This window comes from Streptococcus parasanguinis CC87K (genome assembly GCF_000507765.1).
In the GTDB taxonomy this organism is placed as follows: Bacteria; Bacillota; Bacilli; order Lactobacillales; family Streptococcaceae; genus Streptococcus; species Streptococcus parasanguinis_J.
The window spans coordinates 239,495-259,254 of sequence record NZ_KI669401.1 but is presented as its reverse complement, the minus strand read 5'-3'; the positions used below and the strand labels follow the sequence as shown (position 1 = coordinate 259,254).

The window sequence follows — 19,760 nt, the reverse complement described above, 5'->3', positions numbered from 1 at the left end:
CCGTTAAAAATGTCCCCCGGACCTAGGTCGCTTCTTCATTTCTAGGCGACCGTTAAAAATGTCCCCCGGACATTTTTAATCCTCAATAAAATCACGCAATGGTTTGCTTCTGCTTGGATGGCGGAGTTTGCGGAGGGCTTTGGCTTCGATCTGACGGATCCGTTCACGGGTCACGTTGAAGACTTTACCCACATCTTCCAAGGTCCGCATTTTTCCATCATCCAAACCGAAGCGTAAACGAAGGACGTTTTCTTCACGGTCTGTCAGGGTATCGAGGACTTCATCTAATTGTTCACGTAGAACCACACGAGTGGTGTAGTCTACTGGATTTTCAATCACTTCATCTTCGATGAAATCTCCCAAATGGCTATCGTCTTCTTCCCCGATTGGCGTTTCCAAAGAAACAGGCTCTTGGGCAATCTTCAAGATTTCACGCACCTTATCAGGCGTCATATCCATGCGTTCAGCGATTTGTTCAGGCGTTGGGTCTTGTCCCAATTCTTGCAAGAGATTGCGTTGTTCACGAACCAACTTGTTAATGGTTTCCACCATGTGAACAGGGATCCGAATGGTCCGTGCTTGGTCTGCAATGGCACGAGTGATAGCCTGACGAATCCACCAAGTCGCATAGGTAGAGAACTTGAACCCTTTGGTATAGTCAAACTTATCAACGGCCTTCATCAAGCCCATATTTCCTTCTTGGATCAAATCCAAAAATTGCATTCCACGACCAACATAACGTTTCGCAATGGATACAACCAAACGAAGGTTGGCTTCTGCAAGACGTTGCTTAGCTTCCAAATCACCTTGTTCCACTAGGATAGCCAATTCTTGCTCTTCTTCATTGGTCAAAAGAGGAACAACCCCAATTTCTTTCAAGTACATCCGTACTGGGTCGTTGACCTTGGCAGAGTTACTTCCAAGCAATTCCTCATCTGACAATTCTAGCTCTTCTTCATTGTTCAACACACGCGCACTTGGGTTACCATCTTTATCCGTGATCGAAATTCCTGCATCTTGAATGCGTTGCAAAAGATCTTCAATCCCATCTGCATCTAGTGTGAATGGAATAACCAACTTGTCATTAATTTCATCATCTGTTGCAGTTCCACTTTTCTTGTGGCTGCGAATAAACTCTGCAATTTGAACGTCCAATGTTGTAATATCTTTTTGTTCTTTAGCCATTCCTACTCCATTCTTCTTTTTTGAGCGATCAAACGCTCGAGTTCCAATAAAGCTTTTTCCGCATCCCCTGTCGAGGAAGCTTCCTTCACTTTATTTCCAATTTGTTGACTTTCTTTGCGAAGAAGCTCACGATTTCGCGTTTCTTCCACTTCTTCTAATTCACCATCCGCTATCTCTTCTGGCAAATCTTCTTCTAACATCCGGTACCAGGCGTGCTGGACCCCTTCAGGTTGCTCGGACAAATCCTGAGATGTGACTTCTCCATTTTGACAGAGTAATTGGTACAAGATCTGTAACTCCGGTGTGTCAAAGACAAAATCAGGTCGCAAACGGTAATCATTGAGCACCATTGGAAAATCTTTCATCCTACTTAATAAATGATTTTCCGCCTTGATCAAGCGCGTCATCCCACGATTAGGCAGGAGATCGACTGAAAAATTCGACGTTCTTGATCGTCCACCACTTTGATCCTCCTGCCGTTGATGCAAGCGACTATTATTGACAATCTGCTCAATCTGCAAATAATCAAAGTCTGGCAATAAATCTGCCAACTTATAAATATAGGTGTTTTGCGCTGTGATGGAGCGCGTCTGGGCGATCATCGGTGCCAGCTTCTCGACAAACTCAATCTGTGCCTGCAAGTTCTCAATATACTGGGGTTTCCAGTAGTGCATCAAGAATTCAACCTTACTGATCCGCGAATTCTTCAAGAGGGAAGCTAGATCTTCTGGGGAGGTCTTTTTGAGGTACTCATCGGGATCCATCTGATCAGGGATACGGACGATCTCCAACTCCAGATCCTGCAAGACATCCAAGGCCTTAGCGGTTGCTTCAAGTCCCGCCTTATCCCCATCATAGGTCAAAATGACCTTTTTGGTAAAATGAGACAGGTGCTGGACGTGCTCTGGTGTCAAGGCTGTCCCCATAGAGGCGACTGCATTTTCAATCCCAGCTCGATAAGCCGCAATGACATCCATAAAGCCTTCCATGATATACATTTCATGTTGCTTTTTGGCGCTCGTCTTAGCTTGATCCAAATGATAAAGTTCATAACTCTTATTAAATAGACGGGTACTTCGACTATTCTTGTACTTGGCTTGATGACTGCCATCATCCGTTAGTTTCCACAGTCTACCAGAAAAAGCAATGACACGTCCACTATCATCCGTCAAAGGAAACATAATCCGATCCTGAAAGGCATCAAAAACTGTTCCAGTATCTAAGATTGTGAATAACCCCGAATCGGTAATCACTTTCTCAGAGAACTTCTCAGAGAGATTTCGATAGAGATAATTCCCTTCTGCTGGGGCTAAGCCCAATTGAAAATGTCGGATGACCTCATCCGTCAGTCCACGTTCATGCAGATAATTTCGCGCTTCTTCTCCCATCTTTGTCGTCATCAGAATCGCCTGGTAGAACTTACTGGCTTCCTGATGAATCTCATAAAGTTCTTGGTTGGGATTGATAGACGTTGGTTGAGCCGGCCTTGCTTGGTACTGAAGCGCAATACCCGCTTTTTCTGCTACGATCTGAACCGCATCCATAAAAGCGACTCCACGGTATTCCTCAATAAACTTAAAGACATCTCCCGAGCGACCACATCCGAAACAATGGTAAAACTGCTTGTCTTCAACGACATTAAAAGAAGGAGTCTTTTCACCATGAAAAGGACAGAGCCCTAAAAAATTACGGCCAGCCTTGGTCAAAGAAACAACTTCTCCAATAACTTCAACAATGTTTACACTGTTTTTAATTTCTGCAATCAGCTCTTTATCAACCATAAACAGTGCCTCCATTTTACCATAGATTATCACTTTATATTTTATACTAAAAGTTAGTAAAAGTAAATTTTTTCCTACCGATTTCACACATAAAAGAAAAGATTTTCAACCTTTATCACTAATTTTTAAAAATGAGGCATATTCCTTGTCAGTCGAATATTTTTCCGTTATACTATCATAGTAAAAAATTATTATGAAAGGACATATTTAGGATATGTTAAAAGATTTGAAAGCTTTTCTCCTTCGTGGGAATATTGTTGACCTTGCTGTAGCAGTCGTTATCGGAGCTGCATTTGGAGCTATCGTAACATCACTTGTTAACGATATCATCACTCCACTTATTTTGAAACCAGCTATGAAAGCTGCTGGTGTTGATAAGATTGCTAATTTGTCATGGAACGGTGTTGCATACGGTAGCTTCTTGAGCGCTGTGATCAACTTCCTTGTTGTTGGTACTGTTCTTTTCTTCGTAGTGAAAGCTGCTGAAAAAGCTCAAAACCTTGGTAAAAAAGAAGAAGCTGTCGAAGAAGAAGCTCCTGCTCCTACTCAAGAAGAGTTGCTTACTGAAATCCGCGACTTGCTTGCAAACAAATAATCAGATAAAAAGATCCGATCTTCTAGCTAGAAGATCGGTTTTTTTGTCTTTAACGGATGAAAAAAACAAAAAACAGACCGAGGTCTGTTCTTGTATTCAATTAGAATTTTTTACGTTTACGAGCTGCTTCTGATTTACGTTTACGTTTTACAGAAGGTTTTTCATAGAATTCACGTTTGCGTGTTTCTTGAAGAGTACCAGCTTTAGTAACCGCACGTTTGAAACGACGAAGAGCATCGTCAAGAGATTCATTCTTACGTACTACTGTTTTTGACATATTTTTCACTCCCTTCAAGCCTAAAATCTTAATTATTTTATCACACTTTAAAGAGGCTGTCAAGATCTTTTGAAACTTTTCTAGCCTTCCTAGCCTTTATGCCATTTCTTTTTTATGACTTTTTCAATCCTCCTATTTTATGATACAATGGAAACAAAGAAAACCCTGAAGGAGATACCATGTCAGAAATTTATGATATTACGATTGTTGGGGGCGGACCAGTTGGTCTGTTTGCTGCTTTTTATGGCAATATGCGCCAAGTTAAAGTCAAACTGATTGATTCCTTACCTCAACTTGGAGGGCAACCAGCTATTCTCTATCCAGAAAAGAGTATCCTCGATGTACCTGGCTTTACCAATTTGACTGGTGAAGAATTGAGCAACCGCTTGATCGAGCAAGTCGAACGGTTTGATACGCCGATCTTCCTCAATGAAACTGTAGAGGATATTCAAAAAGAGGGTGACCTCTTCACTATCACTACTTCTCGCCAGGTTCATCAGTCTAAAGCAGTCATCATTGCCATGGGTGGCGGTGCCTTTAAGCCACGCGCTCTTGATATCGAGGGGGCTGAAGACTTTGATAACGTCCACTACCATGTTTCAAACATCCAACAATATAAAGGACAACAGGTGACCGTCCTTGGTGGTGGGGACTCTGCTGTGGACTGGGCTCTTGCTTTTGATATGATTGCTCCAACTACAATCGTTCACCGTCGGGACAACTTCCGTGCCCTAGAACACAGTGTAGAAGAACTCAAGCAATCTTCTGTCAGCATCAAAACACCATTTGTTCCTAGCCGCTTGATTGGCGAAAATGGTCATGCCACTCATCTTGAAATCACAAAAGTTAAAGCCGATGAAACCGAACTCATCCCGATTGATCACTTATTTGTCAACTATGGCTTTAAATCTTCAATCGGAAACTTGAAAGAATGGGGTGTAGAATTGCAACGCCATAAAATCAAGGTGAATCAGAAACAAGAAACCAGCCTTCCTGGAATTTATGCCTGTGGAGACTGCTGCTTCTACGAAGGAAAGATTGATCTCATCGCTACAGGTCTGGGGGAAGCTCCAACAGCCGTAAACAATGCCATCAACTACATCTATCCAGATAAGAAAGTCCAACCAACGCACTCAACTAGTTTATAATAAAAAAGGCCTTTGGCCTTTTTTAAATTGAAGTCAAACTATTTTAAGTTAATCGATTCTGCAAAGAAGTAAAAATGAGTTCCTATTTTTAGTATGAATCAAGAAAATACAAAACTTTCCGCTGTGAGAAAAGTGCCTGAAACATTACGTTTCAGGCACTCGGGAGTTTTGAGACATTAGGCTCAAAACTAAGTCATGGAACTTCTATGAAGTTCGCTGACGTCCGTACTCACCTAAGGAAAGTTTTTAAAAAGACTTTATCCTCATTATGAAAGGCCTTTGGCCTTTTTTATTTGTCTAAATCGTCTGCGATCTTATTGATCTTACGCAAGCGGTGATTGACGCCGCTTTTTGAAATAGGTTGTTGCAAGCTATCTGCGATCTGCTGGATGGAATAATCTGGATGGTTCATCCGGATATAGGCAACTTCTTGCAAGTCACTTGGTAAACTCCCTAGGCCGACCGTATCCACAATTTTACTAATATTATTAATGGTTTTCATGCTAGCTGTGACTGTGCGCTGAATGTTGGCCATCTCGGCATTATTGGCCCGATTGACGTCATTGCGCGTCTCTCTCATGACCTTGATAGACTCAAATTCCTGCATGGCTTGCATGGCCTCTACTACAATGAGAAAATCAATAATATCTTCCGCTCGTTGCAGATAGGTCACCACTCCTTTTTTCCGCTCGATGGTTTTCGCATCTAGTAAAAATCCTTGCATGAGAAGGGCAATTCCTTCCGCGTGGTCTGTATAAACAGAATGAATTTCCAACTGGTACTTTCCTTTTTCAGGATCCTTGATGGAACCACTCGACAGAAAAGCCCCTCGAAGATAAGCACGACTGGCTACTTCATCTTCTAAAACACTGGCATCAATACCTGTTTCAATCCCAAAGAAGGCATCTGCCAAATGCAAGTCAGCTAGAATCTCTTCCACCTTTTCATCCAAGAATACTGTGTAAACACGATTTTTTTTCAAATTGGTTTTTTGGTGGTGGCGGATATCCGATTTGGCCTCATAGAAATGATGCAACAATTCATAGATATGGCGAGCGATCTTGGCATTTTCTGTTGTTACCGAGAGCGTCAAGCCCCCCATTGAAATCCCAAGACTTCCAGACATCTTGATAATGGCAGCCAATTCACTCTTTTCAAATCGCTTGAGAGACAATAATTCTTCTTTTACACGAACCGTAAAACTCATTTTCTCACCTGCACGATCTGCATCAACTCTTCGACCACTTTTTCACCATCATGAAAGGCTCCTCCATTGACCAACTTCAAGAAATCAGAAGAAATCACTTGGGGAACTTGCGAGTGTAGCCCCTTGAAATCGTGCTCTACCTGCACCAAGTATTCATCAAATTTGTTACTGTTCATGTAAGCTGCGGGAACCTGATTGATATTGACAAGGACGGTATCGATGAACTTCTCTCCCAAATGTTTATGGAGAACGGCAACGTGGTCACTGTCTGTGAAATGCTCGGTTTCTCCTCTTTGGGTCATGATGTTACAAACATAGGCTACCTGAGCCTTGGTTTCAAGGATGGCTTTCCCAATCTCATCGATCATCAAATTAGGAAGGATCGAGGTAAAGAGCGAACCAGGACCTAAGACGACCATATCACTTTCAAGAATAGCTTCCACTACTTTTTTACTAGCTTTTGGACGCTCTTGATCAAAGGTATTGGTCACATAAACATGATCAATCATGCCGGTGTAGTTGGCAATGTGGCTTTCTCCTACCACTTCTTTTCCATCTTGAAAGACGGCATGAAGGGTCAAGGGACTATCACTGGACGGATAGATCTTGCCGGTCGTATGAAAGAACTTGGTTAACAACTGCATGGCATTATAGGTCGAGCCTTGCATCTCTGAAATCCCTGCAATAATCAAGTTTCCCAAAGGGTGTCCGGCCAAAGGGCCATCATCGTCAGCAAAGCGGTATTGAAAGACCTTCTCATAAAAACGAGGCATATCTGACATGGCAACCAGCACATTTCGAAGATCCCCAGGTGGTGTCAATTTTTGGATGTTCTTCCGCAATTCACCTGAACTCCCGCCATCATCTGCAACGGTTACAATAGCAGTAATATCGACCGGTTTCTTTCTCAGACTATCGAGAATAACAGAAATCCCTGTTCCTCCTCCAATAACGGTTACTTTAGGTTTTCTCATGAGCGATTCACCGTTTCTTTCCGTCTGTCCTTGTCTCTATGACTGCAATTGACCTGCCAATTTTTTTCTAAATCATGTGCTAAGCGCTCTGCAAAGGCTACTGAACGGTGTTGCCCACCGGTACATCCCATAGCAATGGTGAGAACGGATTTACCCTCACGTTTATAGGACGGTAAAATAGGAACGATCAAGTCATGAAGATGACGGTAAAAGTCCTCTGATTCAGGGTGATCCATGACATAATCATAAACAGCTGGATCTTGACCGGTTAAATTCCGAAGCTCCAATTTGTAGTAGGGATTTGGAAGAAAACGCACGTCAAACACAAGGTCAGCATCGATCGGAAGGCCATATTTAAACCCAAATGACATGACCTCAACCCGAAAATCTGGCTGATTGTCTTGACTGGCAAATTGTTCTGCAATGGTTTTTCTCAGATTACGAGGTGTCAACTCAGTCGTATCTACTACATTTTGACTGATATTTTTTAAAGGGGATAAGAGTTCGCGCTCTAGAGTAATCCCATCTAAGACACGGCCATCTGCCGCTAGTGGGTGGCTACGACGGGTTTCCTTGTATCGTGCTACCAACTCACTATCAGTGGCATCCAAGAACAAGACCTTGAAATCGAGGTCTTCTTGGTTGTCCAATTCATCCAAAATGGTGCGAATTTCATTGAAAAAAGACCGGCTCCGCATATCCACAACAACGGCTAATTTATTGTTATCGGGACTGTGGCGCATGAGCTCAATAAATTTCAGCAAGAGCGCCGGTGGCATATTATCGATGGTAAAGTAACCCAAATCCTCAAACGATTGGATGGCGACGGTCTTACCCGCACCGCTCATCCCTGTTACCATGACCAGTTGAATCTTACTTTCTGTCATTTTCTCCTCCCATAAATAAAACAGAGTGGCCTACAGTTTCCTGCTCTCCACTCTGTCTTTTTGTCTTTGAATGGTTATTAGGCTTTGATTTCCGCAATAACTTCAATTTCAACCTTCACATCACGTGGCAGGCGTGCTACTTCAACAGCAGATCGAGCTGGAAACTCTGTAGTAAAGACTGTTTTATAGACCTCATTAAAAGGTACAAAGTCATTCATATCACTTAAGAAACAAGTGGTTTTCACCACGTGGTCAAAGTCTGTCCCAGCCTCTTCCAAAATAGCCCCAATGTTCTTTAAGACTTGCTCTGTTTGTTCTTGGATGGTTTCTCCAATGATTTCACCTGTTTCAGGTGACAAGGGAACTTGTCCACTTGCAAAGAGAAGATTCCCTACGATTTTCCCTTGAACATAAGGTCCAATTGCTGCAGGTGCTTTATCTGTATGAATTGTTTTTGCCATAGTATTCTCCAAGTCTATTTACTTCTGCTGGTTTTCTTTTGCTAATTTTTCCCTTTGTAAGCGCAACTTGCGCTTAGGGTTTAACGTATTAAAGAGTTCTTCAAGTTTTTCAGCATTCCAAACATCGGCTGCTGAAACAAAATTTCCATTTTCATCTCGAAAAGATATTGGTTTATCTCCCACTGAAAAAGCCTCACTTCTTATTTGGAATCCTTGATCCGCTGGGGATCTATCCTAATCTACAAACTCAAATTCAAATTTACCGATCCGGACGATATCGCCATCTTTTGCCCCACGCGCACGGAGAGCTTCATCAACACCCATGCCACGCAATTGACGAGCAAATTTCATGACCGCTTCATCCCGATCGAAATTCGTCATATTAAAGAGTTTTTCAAGTTTTTCACCAGACAAGACCCAAGCGGCATCGTCATCCCGACTGATGTCAAAGGCTGGCTGGTCTTCATCAAAGCCATAGTAGACTTCTTCTTGGGCCATTTCGTCTTCTGAATACAAGAGGAATTCTGGCGTTTTGTCTAACAATTCTGCTGTTGCTTCTAACAAGTTGTCCAAACCTTGATGCGCCAAACTAGAGATCGGGAAGATCTGTGGCAGTTCATCAAACTCATCGTAATTGGCTGCCAATTTCTTCTTGAACTCTTTCAAATTTTCCTGGCTTTCTGGCATATCCATCTTATTTGCCACGATAATCTGAGGTCGCTCCATCAAACGAAGATTATAGGTTTCAAGCTCTTTATTGATTTGAACATAGTCTTCATAAGGGTCACGTCCTTCACTGGCTGACATATCAATAACATGCAAGATAACACGGGTGCGCTCGATGTGACGAAGGAACTGGGTTCCGAGTCCGACACCTTGGCTAGCCCCTTCGATCAATCCAGGAAGGTCCGCGACTGCAAAGGATTCACCTGACGGTGTCCGAACCATGCCCAAGTTTGGAACGATGGTTGTGAAATGATAAGCTCCAATCTTTGGTTTGGCTGAAGTGATGACACTAAGAAGAGTTGATTTCCCTACTGATGGGAAGCCAACCAAACCAACGTCTGCCAAGACCTTGAGCTCTAATTCAAGTTCGCGTTCCTGACCAGGTTCCCCGTTCTCAGAAATCTCTGGAGCTGGATTTTTAGGAGTAGCAAAACGAATGTTTCCACGTCCGCCACGGCCACCGTGGGCAACAATGTACTCTTGTCCATTCTCGACTAGGTCCGTAATGACCTTGCCAGTCTCAGCATCTCGGACTGTCGTTCCTTGAGGGACTCGTACATAGAGATCTTCTGCTCCCCGTCCGTGCATCCCTTTGGTCATTCCTTTTTCCCCATTTTGGGCTTTGAAATGCCTGTTATAACGGAAGTCCATCAAGGTACGCAAGCCTTCGTCTACTACGAAGATGACATTGCCACCACGACCTCCATCACCACCCCAAGGTCCGCCATTAGGGACATATTTTTCGCGACGAAAAGCCACCATGCCATCGCCGCCATTTCCAGCCTTGACCTTAATCTTGGCTGTATCTAAAAACATACTCATAAATAGATGATTTCCTTTATTTCTGTGTGCGTCTTAGTAAGAAAGAGCACCAATTGCGGTTGCAAATATTGCACCAACCGTTACAATCAACATAATCACAATGACCACCATCGTGATCATTTCAAATGGTGTTTTTTTACGTTTTCCGTTATCTCCAAAAGCCACTTCTAATACCTCGATTACTATAAATTCATTAGCCCTATTTTACCACGAAATAGGGGATTTTTCAAATCGAGCCTACACAAAAAGACCAGACAGAAGTCTGATCTTTCATTGATCATATTAAGAATCTTTTCTTACACGTAAAATACCAACCGATAGAATTGCTAGGAAGACACCCATGACAAGAACTACCGGTGTCATCTTTTCACCTGTACTTGGAAGAACTTTTTTCTTACCAGGTTTTGGGGCTTCTTCTTTAACAGAAGATGAAGATGATTTCAATGAAGAACTTGATGTGGATGTTGAGTTCGATGTAGAACTGGAACTCGTTGAAGATGATGAGCTTGATGAAGAACTAGAGCTTGATGAAGAACTAGAGCTTGATGAAGAACTAGAGCTTGATGAAGAACTAGAGCTTGATGAAGAACTAGAACTTGATGAGGAGGTTGAGCTAGGTGTCGGTGGTGTTTGTTCTTTCTCACCTAATCCCTCTCCGGTTCCTGATTCCAATCTCAATTCACGGGTTAAACTACGCGGTGCTGGGAAATTGGTTGCTGTCCATGTTAATGTATTATGGACAACATCACCGACTTTCGTTCCAGGTGCCACTTTTGTAGAATATTCAATATACATTGGCCAATTGTAATTATCACCAAATTCAATTGTAAAACCAGTGATCTTTCCATCTGCATTCTTATTGAAAACAGCTTTTTTAGTAAAGTTATCCAGAACTGGGAGACTTAATATCTGAGCTTCGTTCTTAATCCCACCTTCTACAGGAGCATAACGAACAGCGCGTAAGCTCCCTTCAACCAATGTTAAGCCATCTCCGAATTGGTCTTTAATGACCATTCCACGAAGCATATCTTGGCGAGCATTTAAGAGAATCCGCCATTTGATAATGGTTGGATCAGACTTATCTTGGTAACCGTATTTCATCTCATAGTCTCCAGCTTCTCCAGCTGTTTTTTCATAATTAAATGAAAAATCTGTATTTCCTAGTTTAAACTGGATTGGAGAAGTTTTTGTAACTACTTCTGAGTCTACTTTTACATCAAAATGAAGAGCAACTCGTTTGTTGAGTGGATGAGATGCGAAATAATCATTAAAGGTAACGGTCACTGTTTTCTTAGCTGTATCAACGACAGCTTTCCCCACCGTCTGACCATTTGATTGACCTTCCTCAAGAACATTGAATTCCAGTGCTGTGTAGAGGGCTAATTCTTTTGGCAAACTAAGAGTTAAGGTATCACCAGCTTGAATAGTTTGCGAATCTGGAAAGGCTAAATAAATACTTGCTGACAATTTTTCATTTGTCAACACCTTGCTCCCATTTGTTAGCGTGTTACCGTCTTTCGTTAGACGTGCTGTCTGTGTATATGATGAGACTTCTGCAGCATGTATTGTTTTAGTCAAACCAGCTGTGAATAGAATCGTTAGCACTAAGGCAAGTGCCCATACAATTTGACGAACCTGTTTCATATATACCTCCTCTGCTCGCCTATTTGCGAGCCATGTTTTTTACAAGGTTAAAGTCCGATTTCTGCTTGAACAACTGCAGCAATGGTATCTACATAGTAGTCCACTTCTTCATGGGTTGGTGCTTCTGCCATCACTCGAAGGAGGGGTTCAGTTCCACTTGGACGTACCAAAATACGTCCATTTCCTGCCATCTCCGCTTCCATTTTTTCAATGATTTCACGAATAGCAGGTACTTCCATCGCCTTATCTTTCATGCTATTTTCAACCCGGATATTGACGAGTTTTTGTGGATAAATGGTTACTTCAGCAGCCAATTCAGATAATTTCTTGCCGGTTTCTTGCATGATTTTAGTCAATTGAACTCCTGTTAATTGACCATCACCAGTCGTGTTGTAATCCATGATGACGACGTGACCGGATTGTTCACCACCAAGGTTGTAACCAGACTTGCGCATCTCTTCGACCACATAACGATCTCCAACAGCTGTGATTTCTTTTTGAATTCCCTTCGCATCTAATGCCTTGTGGAAGCCGAGATTGGACATGACGGTTGTGACGATCGTATTTTTTTCGAGCAAGCCTTTGCTTGAAAGATAAGAACCGATGATGTACATGATCTTATCCCCGTCAACGATCTCTCCATTTTCATCCACTGCAATCAAGCGATCGCTGTCTCCGTCAAAGGCTAGACCAATCGCTGCGCCTACTTCTTTGACTTTCTCTTGCAAATGCTCTGGGTGAGTAGAACCAACCCCATCATTGATGTTCAAACCATCTGGGTTTTCACCGATGACGGTCAATTGAGCTCCCAGATCTGCAAAGATTTGACGGGCACTAGTAGAGGCTGCACCATTTGCTGTATCTAAGACTACGTGCATGCCCTCGAGTTGGACACCTGTCGATACAAGGAATTCTTGATACTTACGCAAGCCTTCTGGATATTCCATGACCGTTCCTAAACCTTGGGCACTTGGACGTGGAAGGGTATCTTCAGCAGCATCAAGCAAGGCTTCAATTTCAAGTTCGCGATCATCATCCAATTTGAAGCCATCACCACCAAAGAATTTGATGCCATTGTCCAAGGCTGGATTGTGGCTAGCAGAAATCATAACTCCGGCACTGGCTTTTTCCGTACGAACTAGATAAGCAACACCTGGCGTTGCAATCACACCCAACTTGTAGACGCGAATTCCAACAGATAAGAGGCCAGCAATTAAGGCATGCTCTAACATTTCACCAGAAATACGCGTATCACGTCCAACAAATACCAAGGGTGTTTCTTCTTCATGTTGGCTCAACACATAGCCACCGAAACGGCCTAGTTTAAAAGCCAATTCTGGCGTTAATTCTACATTTGCTTCTCCACGGACACCGTCCGTCCCAAAATATTTACCCATTCTTCATTACCTTTTTTACTTTCTAATTACTTGAACTGGAGGAGGTCGACGACGAGCTGCTTGAGCTTGACGTAGACGAGCTACTCTTTGTGGTCACTTGAATCCGTGTTTCACTCGGCTTGACCAAACCTGGTAGAACATTTCCTTGGGCATCTACTGCATTTAAGGAAATAGTTCCGCTATAATTTCCACTAATGATCTCACTGGATGGGAAGACCGCTTGGACATGATCAATGCGACTCAAGGTTTCTTGATCGCTGGTCACTTCTACCTTGGTGGTTTCAAGAGAAATATCCGAAACCGTTATTCCATCCACAATTTGATTGTCCGGGATCGTAGCCCTGACCGCAAACGATTTTTTCGCTTTCTTCCCGATTTTTACAGAAACTTTCTGAGGCTCTACGGTTGCGGTCAAACCAGCCGGAAGATCTTCCACAATCAACGGCACTTCAACGGTACCTTCCTTGGCCTTACGAAGATCCGCTACCACGCGAAACTTCCGAGTTCCCGGCTGCATTTCGCTTGCTAGAGCGACCCGGTTTGAACCCTTTAGAAAGACTGTTACTTCCGATGTTAACCCACTGACAAAGTATGTCTTGTCATTGTACTTGGCATCAATCGGAATATTGGTCAAGGTATTGGTGTAGGTCTCTGAACTTACTTGTCTAGCGCTGCTATTATTTTGAAAATTAAAGGATGACGCATTAATAAACAAGATAAAGGACAATAAGACGGAGGCAAAAACATAAAGAAATTCTTTTTTCGATCTCATTTTGTCACCCTCCCAAATAGACGCTCTTTCCAACTACTCGTTTTATTCTCTTCAGGAACCAAGAAGGATCTCAATTCTGCCTCGAACTCTTCTAAAGTTAAATCGTGTCGGAAGGTTCCATTATAGGTCATAGAGATCCCGCCCGTTTCTTCTGATACCACAAAGGTAAAGGCATCCGAAACTTCAGACAAACCAATGGCTGCGCGGTGACGCGTTCCGAACTCTTTTGAAATTCCGGTATTTTCCGTCAAGGGCAGGTAGGCACAAGAAACGGCAATTTTATCATTGCGGACAATGACCGCTCCATCGTGCAAAGGAGTATTAGGAATGAAGATATTAATCAGCAATTCTCCTGAAATTTCCGCATCTAGTGGAATCCCTGTGGAAATGTATTCCTGAAGGGTTCTGGCCCCTTGAATAGCTACCAAGGCACCAATCTTACGTGGGCTCATATAAGCCACTGCCTTGACATAGGCCTGTACCATTTTCTCTTCCTGACTGACTTCACTCGTCGTAAAAAATTCTGTCGCCCGACCTAAACGCTCTAAGCCAATCCGAATTTCAGGGGAGAAAATCACAACCAGCGCGATAACCCCATAGGTAATCACTTGATTGATCAGCCAAGAAATAGTCGTTAAACCCAAAAAATTGGCTAAAAATTGAGCCAAGAAAAAGATAATAACTCCACGCACCAAAATCATGATCTTGGTCCCGACGATGGCCTTGATCAAAAAATACAGCAACCAAGCCACCAGGGCAATATCGATGATATTGATAATAACACTCCACCAATTTGGGAACAAACTGGTCCAAAATTGTGGATTTGAAAACTGTTGAATATTCATATTCTCATACCTACCACTTCTCTAAAAGACATCATCTTATTATAACACGTTTCAACAGATTTTTCTGTAACCTTCTGATGCTTTTTATGATAAAATATGATTTATGAAGATAAATACAACCTTGGGCCTTCTGGCAGGAAAGCTTTCCGGCTCTATTCTAGAAAAGATGGGGCGGGGATCAACCCTACCAGGTAAAGTAGCCCTCAAATTTGATAAAGATATTCTCAGTCAACTGGCAAAAAACTATGAGATTGTTGTGATTACAGGGACAAATGGAAAAACCCTGACCACTGCGCTAACAGTAGGTATTCTCCAAGAAGCTTTTGGACCTATTTTGACCAATCCAAGTGGGGCCAATATGATCTCTGGGATTACAACGACCTTCTTACGTGCTAAGCATTCGAAAGCAAATCGACCGATTGCGGTACTTGAAATTGACGAGGCCAGCCTCTCTCGGATTTGTGATTATATTAAGCCCAGCCTTTTTGTGGTCACTAATATTTTCCGGGACCAGATGGACCGCTATGGAGAGATCTATACGACCTACCAAATGATTTTGGATGCTATTCACAAGGTCCCAACTGCAACAGTCTTGTTAAATGGTGATAGTCCGCTCTTTAATAGTCAGACCTTATCCAATCCGATCCAATATTATGGATTTGATACTGACAAATCAGAGCCACAACTAGCCCATTACAATACGGAAGGAATCCTCTGTCCGCATTGCCACAACATCCTCCAGTACAAGCTCAATACCTATGCTAATCTTGGGGATTATATCTGTGAGCACTGTGGTTTCCACAGGCCTTCTCTGACTTATGCCGTATCGGATCTCCTCTCATTAACCCAGCGCTCTTCCCAATTCCGGATCCAAGGGCAAGATTACCACATCAATATCGGTGGTCTCTACAACATCTATAATGCCTTAGCAGCTGTTTCCGTTGCTGGATTCTTTGGGGTTCAACCTGAAGTGATTAAGCAAGGATTTGATCGCAGTCGCGCTGTCTTTGGTCGCCAGGAAACCTTTAAGATTGGGGATAAGGAATGTACCCTAGTCCTGATTAAAAATCCGGTTGGTGCGACCCAAGCCATTGAAATGATCAAACTAGCCCCTTATCCCTTTAGCTTGTCGGTTCTCCTCAATGCGAATTATGCAGATGGGATTGATACCAGCTGGATTTGGGATGCCGACTTCGAGCAAATCACTCAGATGGACATTCCAGAGATCAACGCTGGCGGGGTGCGCCACTCTGAGATTGCTCGGCGACTTCGGGTCACTGGCTATCCTGCAGAAAAGATCACAGAAATGGCTGAATTAAAAGAGGTTTTCCAACGCATCCAGCAACAGGAAACCCCTCACGCTTACATTTTAGCTACCTATACAGCCATGCTAGAATTCCGTGAACTTTTGGCCCAAGAACACCTGATTGAAAAGGAGATGCACTAATGACTTATACTTCCCTAGAATCTTCTGATCAGGCACAGTATCCCTACAGCCTGCGCATTGCCCATCTCTATGGCAACTTAATGAATACCTATGGGGACAATGGGAATATCCTCATGCTCAAGTACGTTGCGGAGAAGCTTGGTGCTCGCGTAACGGTGGACATCGTTTCTCTTAAAGACCGCTTTGATCCAGACGCCTACGATATCGCCTTTTTCGGTGGAGGCCAAGACTACGAACAGACTATTGTATCCGAGGATCTACCAGATAAAAAAGAAGACATCGAACGCTTCATTGATGAAGATGGTGTGGTCCTGGCTATCTGTGGTGGCTTTCAACTTCTAGGCCAATACTACATTGAAGCTTCTGGCAAGCGCATTGAGGGACTTGGTATTATGGGACACTATACCCTCAACCAAGAAAATAATCGCTACATTGGCGACATCAAAATCCATAATGAAGAGTTCAACGAGACCTACTATGGTTTTGAGAACCACCAAGGTCGGACCTTCTTGGCTGAGGATGAAAAACCGCTGGGTAAGGTCGTCTATGGAAATGGGAACAACAAAGAAGATGGATGCGAAGGAGTTCATTACAAGAACGTCTTTGGCAGCTACTTCCACGGTCCTATCTTGTCCCGAAATGCCAATTTGGCCTATCGCTTGGTGACAACAGCTCTAAAGAATAAATATGGACAAGATATCGTCTTAGCGACTTATGATGATATTTTAAGTCTAGAAAAAGCGGAAGAATACGCTGATGTGAAAAGTAAGGCCCCTGCTGAACAATAAGGAGATAATGATGAACAAAAATAATCTACACTACATTGCTTTATTACTTTTAATTTTATTGATTGCTGGTATTTCCCTTGCAAACATGCAATCGGTTACCGTAAATTTCCTCTTGGTCCAATTTAAATTGCCCTTGATCATTCTGATCTTGCTCTGTGTCCTCTTGGGTGCATTCGTCATGACCTTGGTTAATTTTTCAAAGGGCTTCTCCCTAAAAAAAGAACTCAAGAGCACTCAAAAGCAACTGGAAGAAGAAAAGAAAGAAATCAAGACAGAAGAAAAAGAAAACAACTAAAAAAGCACCGATCGGTGCTTTTTTCATGCTGATGTACCTTCTTTTGCTTGTAATTTCTTGGCGACTACTTGAGCTAGGAGTGAAAAGAGAATGACGCCAGCTCCTATCAGGAGAAAGGATTCTACTCGAACACTTGGTAACCAGGTCATCAAACCTTTAGCTACCGGCATAAAGAGAATGGCTAGGGTAAAAATCGTGCTTAAGACCCTGCCCAGATAGTCTCCTTCCACCTTGGTTTGCACTTGGGTAAAAAAGTGGATATTAAAAATCGTCATAAAGAGTTCACAAACTAAATTTCCAGAAAAGGAAAGAAGATGCGGAAGGGGCAAGCCCATCATGAAGACTCCTACTCCTGTTAAAATCAATAAGAAGAGAAGCATCTCCATGCTTGATTTAAATTTATTGGCGATCAAGGCTCCGATGATAGAGCCGATAGCGCCCAAGGTTAAGATGGTCGCATAGGCTCCTTTGACCCCGTAAAGGCGATTGGAAAAGGGAAGTAAAAATTCAAAAGCTGCAAAAAAGAAATTGACGCTGGAAGCTACTAATAAGAGAAAGAAAATTTCTTTTTGATGCCAGATGTAGTGTAACCCATCCTTAATATCAGAAAAAATATCTTTTCCTGTAAATTTTTTCTTCTCTTGAACTTTGGCTTCTTCTTTCGGAAGGAAAGCGACCAGAACAAAGGCGATGAAAAAGGTCAGTGCATCCAGTAAGAGGGTTGCATGGAGACTGGCAAATTGTAAAACAAGGAAAGAGAACACAGGAGAACTAACACCGACCACTTGTAAGATCAACTCCAAGCGGGCATTATAGGTCACAATCTCGTCCTTGTCTACAACTTCTGTGATAATGGCTTTATTGGCCGTACGAGAAAAAGCGAAGGCAATGGCCTGGACAATATTGGCAAAAATCAAGGCCGCAATCATCCAACGATCATTCCTGATAAACGAAATCGCTAAACAAAGGAGACCACAAACCAAGTCGGTCGTCATCAAAATCTTGCGACGGGAAAACCGGTCTGAGATCACGCCACCAAATGGATTGACTAGAATGGAGGTGACAAGTTCAGAAATCTGATAAATCCCTAATACCGTCTTTCCTATAGTCCCCATCGAGGCCAGCCAGACACTATTCCCGTAATCATAGAGCATATTCCCCATTCTATTGATTGCCCCACGAGCAATCAGCTGGATAGCATGTCGATTCATAAAAAACCTCCTTCATTTTCTGAAACTATTGTATCAGTTCATGAAAGAGGTTTTCATTTTGTCCCCTATTTGGGAAAAATAATGGTTTACAAATTTATCAAAGGATCCCTACTGTTCTTTTGATTGAAGCTGCTTAGCTACTAGCTGAGCCAAGAGTGAAAAGAGAATAATCCCAGCTCCAATCAAGAGAAATGTTTCCATACGGACGCTTGGCAACCAAGTCATCAACCCTTTGGCGATGGGCATAAAGAGAACAGCCAAGGTATAAATTGTGCTCAAGACTCTCCCCAGATAATCATCTTCCACCTTGGTTTGTACTTGGGTAAAAACGTGGATGTCGAAAATGGTCACAAAGAATTCACAGACCAGATTTCCTGAAAAGGAAAGATAAGGCGGAAGGGGCAAGCCCATTATGAACACTCCGACCCCTGCCATGATCAGTAAAAACAGGAGAATTTTCATACTTGATTTCATTTTATTAGCAACAAGCGCTCCTAGAATAGATCCAATAGCTCCCAGCGTTAAAATAGTCGCATAAGCTCCTTTAACCCCGTATAGACGATTCGAGAAGGGAAGTAAAAACTCAAAAGCCGCAAAAAAGAAATTGACGCTAGAAGCCACTAATAAGAGAAAGAAAATCTCTTTCTGATGCCAGATATAGTCTAACCCATCCTTGATATCAGAAAAAATATCTTTCCCGGTAAACTGTTTCCTCTCTTGAACCTTAGCTTCTTCTTTCGGAAGGAAAGCCACTAGGACAAAAGCAATGAAAAAGGTCAGTGCATCTAATAAGAGGGTCATATGAAGACTGGCAAATTGTAGAACTAGGAAAGAAAAAACAGGTGAACAGACACTAACAACCTGTAAGACTAACTCCAAGTGGGCGTTATAGGTCACAATCTCGTCTTTCTCTACTACCTCGGTAATAATGGCTTTATTGGCAGGTCGAGAAAAACCAAAGGCAATGGCCTGAACAATATTGGCAAAAATAAGAGCCGCAATCATCAAGCTATCATTTGTGATAAAAGAAATCGCCAAACAAAGGAGTCCACAAACCAGGTCGGTCGTCATCAAAATCTTGCGACGAGAAAAACGGTCTGAAATCACTCCTCCAAAAGGATTCACGAGAATCCCTGTCACTAACTCAGAAATTTGATAGATCCCTAATACCGTCTTTCCTATAGTCCCCATCGAAGCCAGCCAGACACTATTTCCATAGTCATAGAGCATATTTCCAATTTTGTTAATAGCTCCACGACTAATTAATTGGACCGCATGTCGGTTCATAAAATCTCCTT

At 42.6% G+C, this 19,760-nt stretch carries 21 protein-coding genes; 5 read left to right on the top strand and 16 right to left on the bottom strand.

Annotated features, from left to right (window positions below):
* Positions 1-75 precede the first annotated feature (75 nt).
* Together rpoD and dnaG are read right to left on the bottom strand one after the other, a co-directional pair.
* Positions 76-1,185, bottom strand: a complete 1,110-nt coding sequence (gene rpoD, locus HMPREF1195_RS01270; RefSeq protein ID WP_023917733.1) for an RNA polymerase sigma factor RpoD — start codon at positions 1,183-1,185, stop codon at positions 76-78.
* A 2-nt stretch (positions 1,186-1,187) separates the two neighbouring features.
* Complete coding sequence (gene dnaG, locus HMPREF1195_RS01265; protein ID WP_023917732.1) at positions 1,188-2,966, bottom strand: DNA primase; 1,779 nt, start codon at positions 2,964-2,966, stop codon at positions 1,188-1,190.
* A gap of 214 nt (positions 2,967-3,180) precedes the next feature.
* Here dnaG and mscL point away from each other — a divergent pair, with 214 nt between their 5' ends.
* Positions 3,181-3,561 (top strand): large conductance mechanosensitive channel protein MscL, encoded by a 381-nt coding sequence (mscL, locus tag HMPREF1195_RS01260; protein WP_021152922.1) that lies wholly within the window; start codon positions 3,181-3,183, stop codon positions 3,559-3,561.
* A 100-nt stretch (positions 3,562-3,661) separates the two neighbouring features.
* On the opposite strand, the gene rpsU is transcribed toward mscL, so the two are convergent.
* Positions 3,662-3,838 carry a 30S ribosomal protein S21 gene (gene rpsU, locus HMPREF1195_RS01255; protein WP_000048054.1) on the bottom strand — a complete coding sequence of 59 codons (177 nt, stop codon included), beginning with the start codon at positions 3,836-3,838 and terminating at the stop codon, positions 3,662-3,664.
* 179 nt (positions 3,839-4,017) lie between these two features.
* On the opposite strand from rpsU, the gene HMPREF1195_RS01250 reads away from it, so the two are divergent.
* Positions 4,018-4,986, top strand: coding sequence for an NAD(P)/FAD-dependent oxidoreductase (locus HMPREF1195_RS01250; protein ID WP_023917730.1), 969 nt, complete (start codon positions 4,018-4,020; stop codon positions 4,984-4,986).
* A gap of 289 nt (positions 4,987-5,275) precedes the next feature.
* Here the strand turns inward: HMPREF1195_RS01250 and whiA are convergent, their stop codons facing one another.
* The 11 genes from whiA to cdaA all read right to left on the bottom strand — a co-directional run bounded on the left by whiA (position 5,276) and on the right by cdaA (position 14,721).
* Complete coding sequence (whiA, locus tag HMPREF1195_RS01245) at positions 5,276-6,193, bottom strand: DNA-binding protein WhiA (protein ID WP_023917728.1); 918 nt, start codon at positions 6,191-6,193, stop codon at positions 5,276-5,278.
* Positions 6,190-7,167: a YvcK family protein gene (locus tag HMPREF1195_RS01240; RefSeq protein WP_003017791.1), complete on the bottom strand. Its 978-nt coding sequence runs from the start codon at positions 7,165-7,167 to the stop codon at positions 6,190-6,192. Before HMPREF1195_RS01240 ends, whiA begins: the two co-directional genes overlap by 4 nt.
* Entirely contained in the window at positions 7,164-8,054 is an 891-nt protein-coding gene (gene rapZ, locus HMPREF1195_RS01235) for an RNase adapter RapZ (RefSeq protein ID WP_009732574.1), read from the bottom strand. Before rapZ ends, HMPREF1195_RS01240 begins: the two co-directional genes overlap by 4 nt.
* 77 nt (positions 8,055-8,131) lie before the next feature.
* The gene (locus tag HMPREF1195_RS01230) at positions 8,132-8,515 is read right to left on the bottom strand and encodes a RidA family protein (RefSeq protein WP_003006514.1); all 384 of its coding nucleotides are present in this window, start codon (positions 8,513-8,515) and stop codon (positions 8,132-8,134) included.
* An 18-nt stretch (positions 8,516-8,533) separates the two neighbouring features.
* Positions 8,534-8,698 carry a hypothetical protein gene (locus HMPREF1195_RS10915; protein WP_003006512.1) on the bottom strand — a complete coding sequence of 55 codons (165 nt, stop codon included), beginning with the start codon at positions 8,696-8,698 and terminating at the stop codon, positions 8,534-8,536.
* 51 nt (positions 8,699-8,749) lie between these two features.
* Positions 8,750-10,063, bottom strand: a complete 1,314-nt coding sequence (obgE, locus tag HMPREF1195_RS01220; protein ID WP_023917726.1) for a GTPase ObgE — start codon at positions 10,061-10,063, stop codon at positions 8,750-8,752.
* 33 nt (positions 10,064-10,096) lie between these two features.
* Positions 10,097-10,228 (bottom strand): DUF4044 domain-containing protein, encoded by a 132-nt coding sequence (locus HMPREF1195_RS10575; RefSeq protein WP_003011566.1) that lies wholly within the window; start codon positions 10,226-10,228, stop codon positions 10,097-10,099.
* A 117-nt stretch (positions 10,229-10,345) separates the two neighbouring features.
* Entirely contained in the window at positions 10,346-11,707 is a 1,362-nt protein-coding gene (locus HMPREF1195_RS01215) for an LPXTG cell wall anchor domain-containing protein (protein ID WP_023917723.1), read from the bottom strand.
* Positions 11,708-11,754: 47 nt separating this feature from the next.
* The gene (gene glmM, locus HMPREF1195_RS01210; protein WP_023917722.1) at positions 11,755-13,104 is read right to left on the bottom strand and encodes a phosphoglucosamine mutase; all 1,350 of its coding nucleotides are present in this window, start codon (positions 13,102-13,104) and stop codon (positions 11,755-11,757) included.
* 22 nt (positions 13,105-13,126) lie between these two features.
* Entirely contained in the window at positions 13,127-13,876 is a 750-nt protein-coding gene (locus HMPREF1195_RS01205; RefSeq protein ID WP_023917720.1) for a CdaR family protein, read from the bottom strand.
* Positions 13,873-14,721, bottom strand: a complete 849-nt coding sequence (gene cdaA / locus HMPREF1195_RS01200; protein ID WP_023917718.1) for a diadenylate cyclase CdaA — start codon at positions 14,719-14,721, stop codon at positions 13,873-13,875. The genes HMPREF1195_RS01205 and cdaA overlap by 4 nt, the downstream gene beginning before the upstream one ends.
* Before the next feature lie 103 nt (positions 14,722-14,824).
* Between cdaA and murT the strand changes: the two genes are divergently transcribed.
* The 3 genes from murT to HMPREF1195_RS01185 are packed head-to-tail and all read left to right on the top strand — an operon-like array spanning position 14,825 to position 17,251.
* Entirely contained in the window at positions 14,825-16,168 is a 1,344-nt protein-coding gene (gene murT, locus HMPREF1195_RS01195) for a lipid II isoglutaminyl synthase subunit MurT (protein WP_023917716.1), read from the top strand.
* Positions 16,168-16,956, top strand: a complete 789-nt coding sequence (gatD, locus tag HMPREF1195_RS01190; protein WP_003017742.1) for a lipid II isoglutaminyl synthase subunit GatD — start codon at positions 16,168-16,170, stop codon at positions 16,954-16,956. Before murT ends, gatD begins: the two co-directional genes overlap by 1 nt.
* Positions 16,957-16,966: 10 nt before the next feature.
* Entirely contained in the window at positions 16,967-17,251 is a 285-nt protein-coding gene (locus HMPREF1195_RS01185) for a LapA family protein (RefSeq protein WP_003017726.1), read from the top strand.
* Between the two features lie 23 nt (positions 17,252-17,274).
* Here HMPREF1195_RS01185 and HMPREF1195_RS01180 read toward each other — a convergent pair whose 3' ends face one another.
* Positions 17,275-18,462 (bottom strand): MFS transporter, encoded by a 1,188-nt coding sequence (locus HMPREF1195_RS01180; protein ID WP_023917714.1) that lies wholly within the window; start codon positions 18,460-18,462, stop codon positions 17,275-17,277.
* A 108-nt stretch (positions 18,463-18,570) separates the two neighbouring features.
* The gene (locus tag HMPREF1195_RS01175) at positions 18,571-19,749 is read right to left on the bottom strand and encodes an MFS transporter (RefSeq protein WP_023917712.1); all 1,179 of its coding nucleotides are present in this window, start codon (positions 19,747-19,749) and stop codon (positions 18,571-18,573) included.
* Between the last annotated feature and the right edge of the window lie 11 nt (positions 19,750-19,760).

Coding starts and splice junctions, on each gene's coding strand:
- rpoD (WP_023917733.1), bottom strand. CDS start 1,185: ATGGCTAAAGAACAAAAAGATATTACAACATTGGACGTTCAAATTGCA.
- dnaG (WP_023917732.1), bottom strand. CDS start 2,966: ATGGTTGATAAAGAGCTGATTGCAGAAATTAAAAACAGTGTAAACATT.
- mscL (WP_021152922.1), top strand. CDS start 3,181: ATGTTAAAAGATTTGAAAGCTTTTCTCCTTCGTGGGAATATTGTTGAC.
- rpsU (WP_000048054.1), bottom strand. CDS start 3,838: ATGTCAAAAACAGTAGTACGTAAGAATGAATCTCTTGACGATGCTCTT.
- HMPREF1195_RS01250 (WP_023917730.1), top strand. CDS start 4,018: ATGTCAGAAATTTATGATATTACGATTGTTGGGGGCGGACCAGTTGGT.
- whiA (WP_023917728.1), bottom strand. CDS start 6,193: ATGAGTTTTACGGTTCGTGTAAAAGAAGAATTATTGTCTCTCAAGCGA.
- HMPREF1195_RS01240 (WP_003017791.1), bottom strand. CDS start 7,167: ATGAGAAAACCTAAAGTAACCGTTATTGGAGGAGGAACAGGGATTTCT.
- rapZ (WP_009732574.1), bottom strand. CDS start 8,054: ATGACAGAAAGTAAGATTCAACTGGTCATGGTAACAGGGATGAGCGGT.
- HMPREF1195_RS01230 (WP_003006514.1), bottom strand. CDS start 8,515: ATGGCAAAAACAATTCATACAGATAAAGCACCTGCAGCAATTGGACCT.
- obgE (WP_023917726.1), bottom strand. CDS start 10,063: ATGAGTATGTTTTTAGATACAGCCAAGATTAAGGTCAAGGCTGGAAAT.
- HMPREF1195_RS01215 (WP_023917723.1), bottom strand. CDS start 11,707: ATGAAACAGGTTCGTCAAATTGTATGGGCACTTGCCTTAGTGCTAACG.
- glmM (WP_023917722.1), bottom strand. CDS start 13,104: ATGGGTAAATATTTTGGGACGGACGGTGTCCGTGGAGAAGCAAATGTA.
- HMPREF1195_RS01205 (WP_023917720.1), bottom strand. CDS start 13,876: ATGAGATCGAAAAAAGAATTTCTTTATGTTTTTGCCTCCGTCTTATTG.
- cdaA (WP_023917718.1), bottom strand. CDS start 14,721: ATGAATATTCAACAGTTTTCAAATCCACAATTTTGGACCAGTTTGTTC.
- murT (WP_023917716.1), top strand. CDS start 14,825: ATGAAGATAAATACAACCTTGGGCCTTCTGGCAGGAAAGCTTTCCGGC.
- gatD (WP_003017742.1), top strand. CDS start 16,168: ATGACTTATACTTCCCTAGAATCTTCTGATCAGGCACAGTATCCCTAC.
- HMPREF1195_RS01185 (WP_003017726.1), top strand. CDS start 16,967: ATGAACAAAAATAATCTACACTACATTGCTTTATTACTTTTAATTTTA.
- HMPREF1195_RS01180 (WP_023917714.1), bottom strand. CDS start 18,462: ATGAATCGACATGCTATCCAGCTGATTGCTCGTGGGGCAATCAATAGA.
- HMPREF1195_RS01175 (WP_023917712.1), bottom strand. CDS start 19,749: ATGAACCGACATGCGGTCCAATTAATTAGTCGTGGAGCTATTAACAAA.